The sequence below is a fragment of the Paracoccus mangrovi genome (assembly GCF_042648425.1).
GTDB classification, from domain to species: domain Bacteria; phylum Pseudomonadota; class Alphaproteobacteria; order Rhodobacterales; family Rhodobacteraceae; genus Paracoccus; species Paracoccus mangrovi.
Genome location: NZ_JBHRXJ010000005.1, coordinates 250,567 through 256,751 on the forward strand (window position 1 = coordinate 250,567; position 6,185 = coordinate 256,751).

The following is a 6,185-nucleotide window of genomic DNA, read 5'->3' on the forward strand; positions in this document are numbered from 1 at the left end:
GTGAGGACGATATGACCGACCGCCCCAGCGCCCATCCCGACGACCCGCATTATGTCGACCGCATGAGCTGGCTGCGCGCCGCGGTGATGGGGGCCAATGACGGCATCGTGTCGGTCGGCGGACTGATCACGGGGGTCGCGGCCGCCAGCCCCGACCCCAAGACGATCCTGATCGCAGGCTCGGCCGGGCTGGTCGCGGGCGCGATGTCCATGGCCGCCGGCGAATATGTCTCGGTCAGTTCGCAAAGCGATATCGAGCGCAGCGACATCGCCCGCGAGCGTCAGGCCCTGGCCGATATGCCCGAAGAGGAACTTCGCGAGCTTGCCGAGATCTATGAGGCGCGCGGCATGTCGCCCGCGACCGCGATGCAGGCCGCGCGCGAGGTGTCCGAAAAGGACGCGCTGGCCGCCCATATCCGCGACGAGCTTGGGCTGAGCGAGGCCAGCGCCGCCAATCCATGGGTGGCCGCGCTGGCCTCGGGGGTGACGTTCAGCGTGGCGGCGGCGCTGCCGCTGGCGGCGGCGATCCTTGCGCCTTCGGGACAGGTGATCGCCAGCGTGCTGGTTGCGGTTGTGATCGCGCTGGCCCTGCTGGGTGCGCTTGGGGCCTGGGCGGGGGGCGCACCGCTGATGCGTGCCACGCTGCGCGTGGTTGCCGGCGGGGTCTTTGCGCTGGCGGTGACGGCCGCCATCGGAAAGCTATTCGGAATCGCGGGGGGCTAGCCGCGCGCTCGGCGGCGCCCCGGGATCGGCGGCGGCTCATATCGTCGTGCCGCCCCCGTTTCCGGCCCTCGCTTCCAGACCGGCCGCCGCCCGGCGACGGCCAGCAACGGACAGACCGCAACGGACAGACCGCAACGGACAGACCGCAACGGGACAAATACGGGACGCGGGGCTAAAGCGCCGCGTCAAGGCCCGCGATCAGGCGCGCCACCGTGGCGTCCACATCACGCAGCTTGTCCAGCCCAAAGAGCCCGATGCGGAAGCTGCGGAACCCCTCGCCCTCGCCGACCTGCAAGGGCACGCCGGCCGCGATCTGATACCCGGCGGCCAGAAAACGCCGCCCGCTTTGCAGTTCCGGGTCGTCGGTATGACAGACCACCACGCCGGGCGCGGCAAACCCATCCGCCGCGACAGAGCGAAAGCCCCGCCGCGCCAGTTCCGCGCGCACCGCATTCCCCAGCCGCCATTGCGCATCCCGCGCCGCCTCAAAGCCCATTTCGCGGGTCTCGGCCATGGCGTCGCGCAACCCGATCAGCGCATCGGTGGGCAGCGTCGCGTGATAGGCATGCCCGCCCGCCTCATAGGCCTGCATGATCGCGCGCCATTTCTTCAGATCCAGCGCGAAACTGTCGCTGGTGGTCGCGGCCAGCCGCTCGACCCCCAGCGGCGACAGCATCACCATCCCCGCCGAGGGCGAGGCCGACCAGCCCTTTTGCGGCGCCGAAATCAGCACATCGACGCCGGTCGCGCGCATGTCCACCCAGACCGCCCCGGATGCGATACAATCCAGCACCATGATCGCGCCGACCTCATGGGCCGCGGCGGCCAGCGCGGCGATATAGTCATCGGGCAGGATCATTCCGGCGGCGGTTTCGACATGCGGCGCAAAGACCGCGTCGGGACGGGCCTCGCGGATCCGGGCCACCACCTCGTCGATGGGCGCCGGGGCAAAGGGTGCGTCGGCGGCATTGCCCGACTGGCGGGCCATCATCACCGTGGTTTCGCGGGCAAAGCCGCCAGCCTCGAAGATCTGGCTCCAGCGATAGCTGAAAAAGCCGTTTCTGACGATCAGCGCATGCGCCCCGCGACCGAACTGACGCGCGACCGCCTCCATCGCGCAGGTGCCGCCACCCGGGATCAGCGCCACCGCCTCGGCGCCGTAAACCTCGCGCAGGGTGGCCGAGATGTCGCGCATCGCGGTCTGGAATTTCTGCGACATGTGGTTCAGCGACCGGTCGGTGAACACGACCGAAAATTCCTGCAACCCGTCGGGGTCCACATCGGGAAGAAGTCCGGGCATGTCCGATCCTTTCGTGTCAAGATTGGCGCAGCCTAACCCGCTGACCCGTCAAGGGCCAGTCCCCGCAAGGTCGCAGCATGGGCACCCCGTCGCCGCCATCGCCGCGCCGTCCCCCCTTGCCGGTTTGAACGCCCGCGACTAGCTTTAGGGTCAAACAATCAACAGGCCATCCATGCGTATCGGCATTCTCAAATGCGGCCAGTCGCCCGAAGTTCTTCGCGGCGATCTGGGCGATTATGACACCATGTTCGAACGGCTCCTCGCCGGGCGGGGGTTCGAATTCGAGAGCTATCACGTCGAGGCCATGGAGTTTCCCGACACCCCGCAAAGCGCCGATGGCTGGCTGCTGACCGGATCGCGCCACGGCGCTTATGAAGACCACGCCTTCATTCCCCCGCTCGAGGATTTCATCCGCGCCGCCTATGCGCAGGCGGTGCCCATGGTCGGCATCTGCTTTGGCCATCAGATCATCGCCCAGGCGCTTGGCGGCAAGGTGGTCAAGCATCCCGCCGGCTGGGCCGTCGGCGCCCAGGATTACGATTTCGACGGCGAAAAGATCACCCTCAACGCCTGGCATCAGGATCAGGTCACCCAGCTGCCCCCGGATGCCGAGGTCGCGGCCACCAACGCATTTTGCGAAAACGCGGCGCTGGTCTATGGCGACCGCGCCTATACCGTGCAGGCCCATCCCGAATTCGATGACGGCTTCGTCGACGGGCTGATCGAACATCGCGCCCGCGGCGTGGTCCCGGCCGAGCTTCTGGACGCCGCCCGCGCCCGCATGGGCCGCCCGCTGCAATCGCGCAGCATCGCCGACCGGATCGAGACCTTTTTCAAGGCCGCGCCCGCCCGGCAGAACCAGCAACTGACCCAAAATCGCGAAGGTGCCGCATGAGCCCCGACTGGATCGAAAAAACCCCGCGCGCCGCACAGGAATATGTGACCGGCCGCCGCCTGGACGAGGTCGAATGCATCGTCGCCGACATTGCCGGCGTGGCGCGCGGCAAGGCCATGCCCGCGTCGAAATTCGCGCGGCAGGAAAAATTCTATCTGCCGAACTCGATCTTTCTGCAAACCATCACCGGCGAATGGGCCGACAATCCCCAGGGCGCGTTCACCGAACCGGACATGATCCTGACCCCGGATTTCAGCACCGCGACCGCCGCGCCATGGACCGCCGACTGGACCATGCAGGTCATCCACGATGTCAGCGACCAACAGGGCAATCCCGTGCCCATCGCGCCCCGCAACGTGCTCAAACGCGTGCTGCGCCTTTACGAGGAAAAGGGCTGGCGCCCGATCGTCGCCCCCGAGATGGAATTCTTTCTGGTCGCGCGCAATATCGACCCCAACCAGCCGATCATCCCGCCGATGGGCCGGACCGGACGCCGCGCCGCCGCCAAACAGGCCTATTCCATGTCGGCCGTGGACGAATACGGCAAGGTCATCGACGACATCTATGATTTCGCCGAGGCCCAGGGCTTTGAGATCGACGGCATCCTGCAAGAGGGCGGCGCCGGTCAGGTGGAAATCAATCTCAACCATGGCGATCCGGTGGCGCTGGCCGACGAGATTTTCTATTTCAAGCGCCTGATCCGCGAGGCGGCGCTGCGCCACGACTGTTTCGCCACCTTCATGGCCAAGCCCATCGAGGGCGAACCCGGCAGCGCCATGCATATCCACCATTCGGTGGTCGACCTGAAAACCGGGCAAAACATCTTTTCGGATGCGCAGGGACGCGAGACCCCGGCCTTCCTGCATTTCATCGCCGGCATGCAGAAACATCTGCCGGCGGCGGTCGCGCTGCTGGCGCCCTATGTCAACAGCTATCGCCGCTATGTCCCTGATTTCGCGGCGCCGATCAATCTTGAATGGGGGCGCGACAACCGCACCACGGGCCTGCGCGTGCCGATTTCCGGCCCCGAGGCGCGGCGCGTCGAAAACCGTCTGGCGGGTATGGATTGCAACCCCTATCTGGGCCTCGCCGCCAGCCTTGCCTGCGGCTATCTGGGTCTGGTCGAGGCGGAAAATCCCCGCGCCGAATGTCTGGGCGACGCCTATATTTCAGAGGATGAACTGCCGCTGACCCTGGGCGATGCGCTGGACCTGATGGAGGACAGCGCCCCGATGCGCGAGGTTCTGGGCCAGGAATTCATCGCCGTCTATCAGGCGGTGAAACGCAATGAATACAAGGAATTCCTGCAAGTCATCAGCCCGTGGGAACGTGAGCATCTGTTGCTAAACGTGTAAATATCGGGGGTGGCACCGGCCCGTGGTGCCGCCCTCCGCCGCTTTGGCGGCAGCCCGCCGATGACCGGGTGCGACCGACCCTTCGGTGTGAACCCAAAGCCGTGCCCGCCGTTATATCCCCAGCGCAGCAAACGAACCGGGGGAAACGGATGATCGAATTCGAAACGGGCCAAAACTGCTGGCGGGTCGAAACCGCCGGGCGGCTTTCCTTCATCGTCAATGGCAAAGCCTATTTCAGAGCCCTGCGCGAGGCATTGTTGCAGGCCAGGCGGCTGGTCATGCTGATCGGCTGGGATTTCGATTTCGAAATCGAGATGCTGCCCGGCGAAAGCGATGCCGATGGCAACGCCCCCGACGGCTTTCCCAACACCGTCGGCGCCTTTCTGGACGCGATGGCGCATCGGCGCCCGGAACTGGACATCTATCTGTTGAAATGGAGCGGTGGCGCGCTGATCACGCCGGGCCGCATCCTGCCCGCGCTTCAGGTCAAGTTTCTATCCCCCGAACAAATCCATCTGGCGTTCGATGGCTGTCATCCGATCGGGGCCTGCCACCACCAAAAGCTGGTCGCTATCGACGATTCGCTTGCCTTTTGCGGTGGGATCGACCTGACCCAGGGGCGCTGGGACGATCATGAGCATCGCGATGAAAACCCGCTGCGCCGCGACCGCAATGGCGAGATTTCCCAACCCTGGCACGATGCCTCGGCCGTGTTCACGGGGCCGGCGGCGGCCGCGATCTCGGAACTGGCGCGGGCGCGCTGGCACCGCGCTCATGATGCCCGGATCAATGAAAGCTTCGAGCCCGGCGCCGATATCTGGCCGGCAAGCATCGCGCCGATGTTTCACGACCTGCCGCTGGCCATTGCCCGAACCCAGCCCCCCGAACACGACGCCCCCCTCATCAACGAGATCGAGACCCTGTATCTCGATGCCATCGCCGGGGCCGAACATTGTATCTTTCTGGAATCGCAATATTTCTGTGCCGACAATATCACCCGGGCCATTGCCCGGCGATTGCGCGAACCCAATGGGCCCGAGGTTGTCATCATCAACCCCCATGCCGCGCAGGGCATGATCGAGGATCAGGCCATGCATATCACCCGCAGCCGGGCGATCCGGTATCTGCGGGGCATCGACCGGCATGACCGGTTCCGCATCCTGTATCCGGTCACCGCATCGGGGCAGCCGATCTATGTCCATGCCAAGCTGATGGTGGTGGATGACCGTTTCCTGCGCGTCGGCTCAAGCAATATCGACCGCCGCTCCATGGGCTTCGACACCGAATGCGACATTGCCGTAATCGCCCAAAGCGCCGCCGAACGCCGCCAGATCCGCCGCTTTCGCGACGGGCTGATCGCCGAGCATCTGGGCCTTGACCCCGCCCATGTCGGCAAGTCGGTCGCCGCGCATGGCGAAGTGATCGGCGCGCTGCGCGCATTGTCCGGCCCCGGACTCGGCCTCATGCCGCTTGTGCCAAGGGCCGAGCCGTTGCTGGGCCGCTTTCTGTCCGAAACACGCCTGTTCGATCCCCGCTATCGCAACAGCGCAAAGGCGCGGCTGGGGGTCACCTCGCGTCATGTGATGATGGGCGGGGCATTGGCACTGGGCGGGGCGATGCTGTGGCGGCATCTGGATCGCAAACGCCGCATGCGCGACGGCAGATAGACCGCCGGGGACATGCCCGTCGCGGGTGGCGGTCCTTATCGGGACGAAAAAGGGGGCGCGGATCGCGCCCCCTTTTTCGCTTGCTCTTCGACGGATCAGCCGCGCTGCGAATCCAGCGTTTCGCCATCATGTTCGACCTCGCGGGCCTTTTGATCCGACATTCTCCAAGTGGCCTGCCGCTTGACTTCAAGATCGCCTGATTTTGCTCGCTGGGCAAGCGTTTTTCGCCCCGAGCGGTGTCTGTCG

The 6,185-nt window shown here is 65.6% G+C and carries 5 protein-coding genes; 4 read left to right on the forward strand and 1 reads right to left on the reverse strand.

The annotated features are described in order from the left end of the window. Nucleotides 1-11 precede the first annotated feature (11 nt). The gene (locus ACFOMH_RS09735; protein WP_377744182.1) at nucleotides 12-722 is read left to right on the forward strand and encodes a VIT1/CCC1 transporter family protein; all 711 of its coding nucleotides are present in this window, start codon (nucleotides 12-14) and stop codon (nucleotides 720-722) included. 172 nt (nucleotides 723-894) lie between these two features. Here ACFOMH_RS09735 and ACFOMH_RS09740 read toward each other — a convergent pair whose 3' ends face one another. Beyond that, entirely contained in the window at nucleotides 895-2,022 is a 1,128-nt protein-coding gene (locus ACFOMH_RS09740) for an aminotransferase class V-fold PLP-dependent enzyme (RefSeq protein ID WP_374425284.1), read from the reverse strand. A gap of 172 nt (nucleotides 2,023-2,194) precedes the next feature. On the opposite strand from ACFOMH_RS09740, the gene ACFOMH_RS09745 reads away from it, so the two are divergent. The 3 genes from ACFOMH_RS09745 to ACFOMH_RS09755 all read left to right on the forward strand — a co-directional run bounded on the left by ACFOMH_RS09745 (nucleotide 2,195) and on the right by ACFOMH_RS09755 (nucleotide 5,939). Next, nucleotides 2,195-2,917, forward strand: coding sequence for a type 1 glutamine amidotransferase (locus ACFOMH_RS09745; RefSeq protein ID WP_377744184.1), 723 nt, complete (start codon nucleotides 2,195-2,197; stop codon nucleotides 2,915-2,917). Continuing rightward, nucleotides 2,914-4,272, forward strand: coding sequence for a glutamine synthetase family protein (locus ACFOMH_RS09750; protein WP_374425282.1), 1,359 nt, complete (start codon nucleotides 2,914-2,916; stop codon nucleotides 4,270-4,272). The genes ACFOMH_RS09745 and ACFOMH_RS09750 overlap by 4 nt, the downstream gene beginning before the upstream one ends. A 149-nt stretch (nucleotides 4,273-4,421) precedes the next feature. Next, nucleotides 4,422-5,939, forward strand: a complete 1,518-nt coding sequence (locus ACFOMH_RS09755; protein WP_377744186.1) for a phospholipase D-like domain-containing protein — start codon at nucleotides 4,422-4,424, stop codon at nucleotides 5,937-5,939. Nucleotides 5,940-6,185 lie beyond the last annotated feature (246 nt).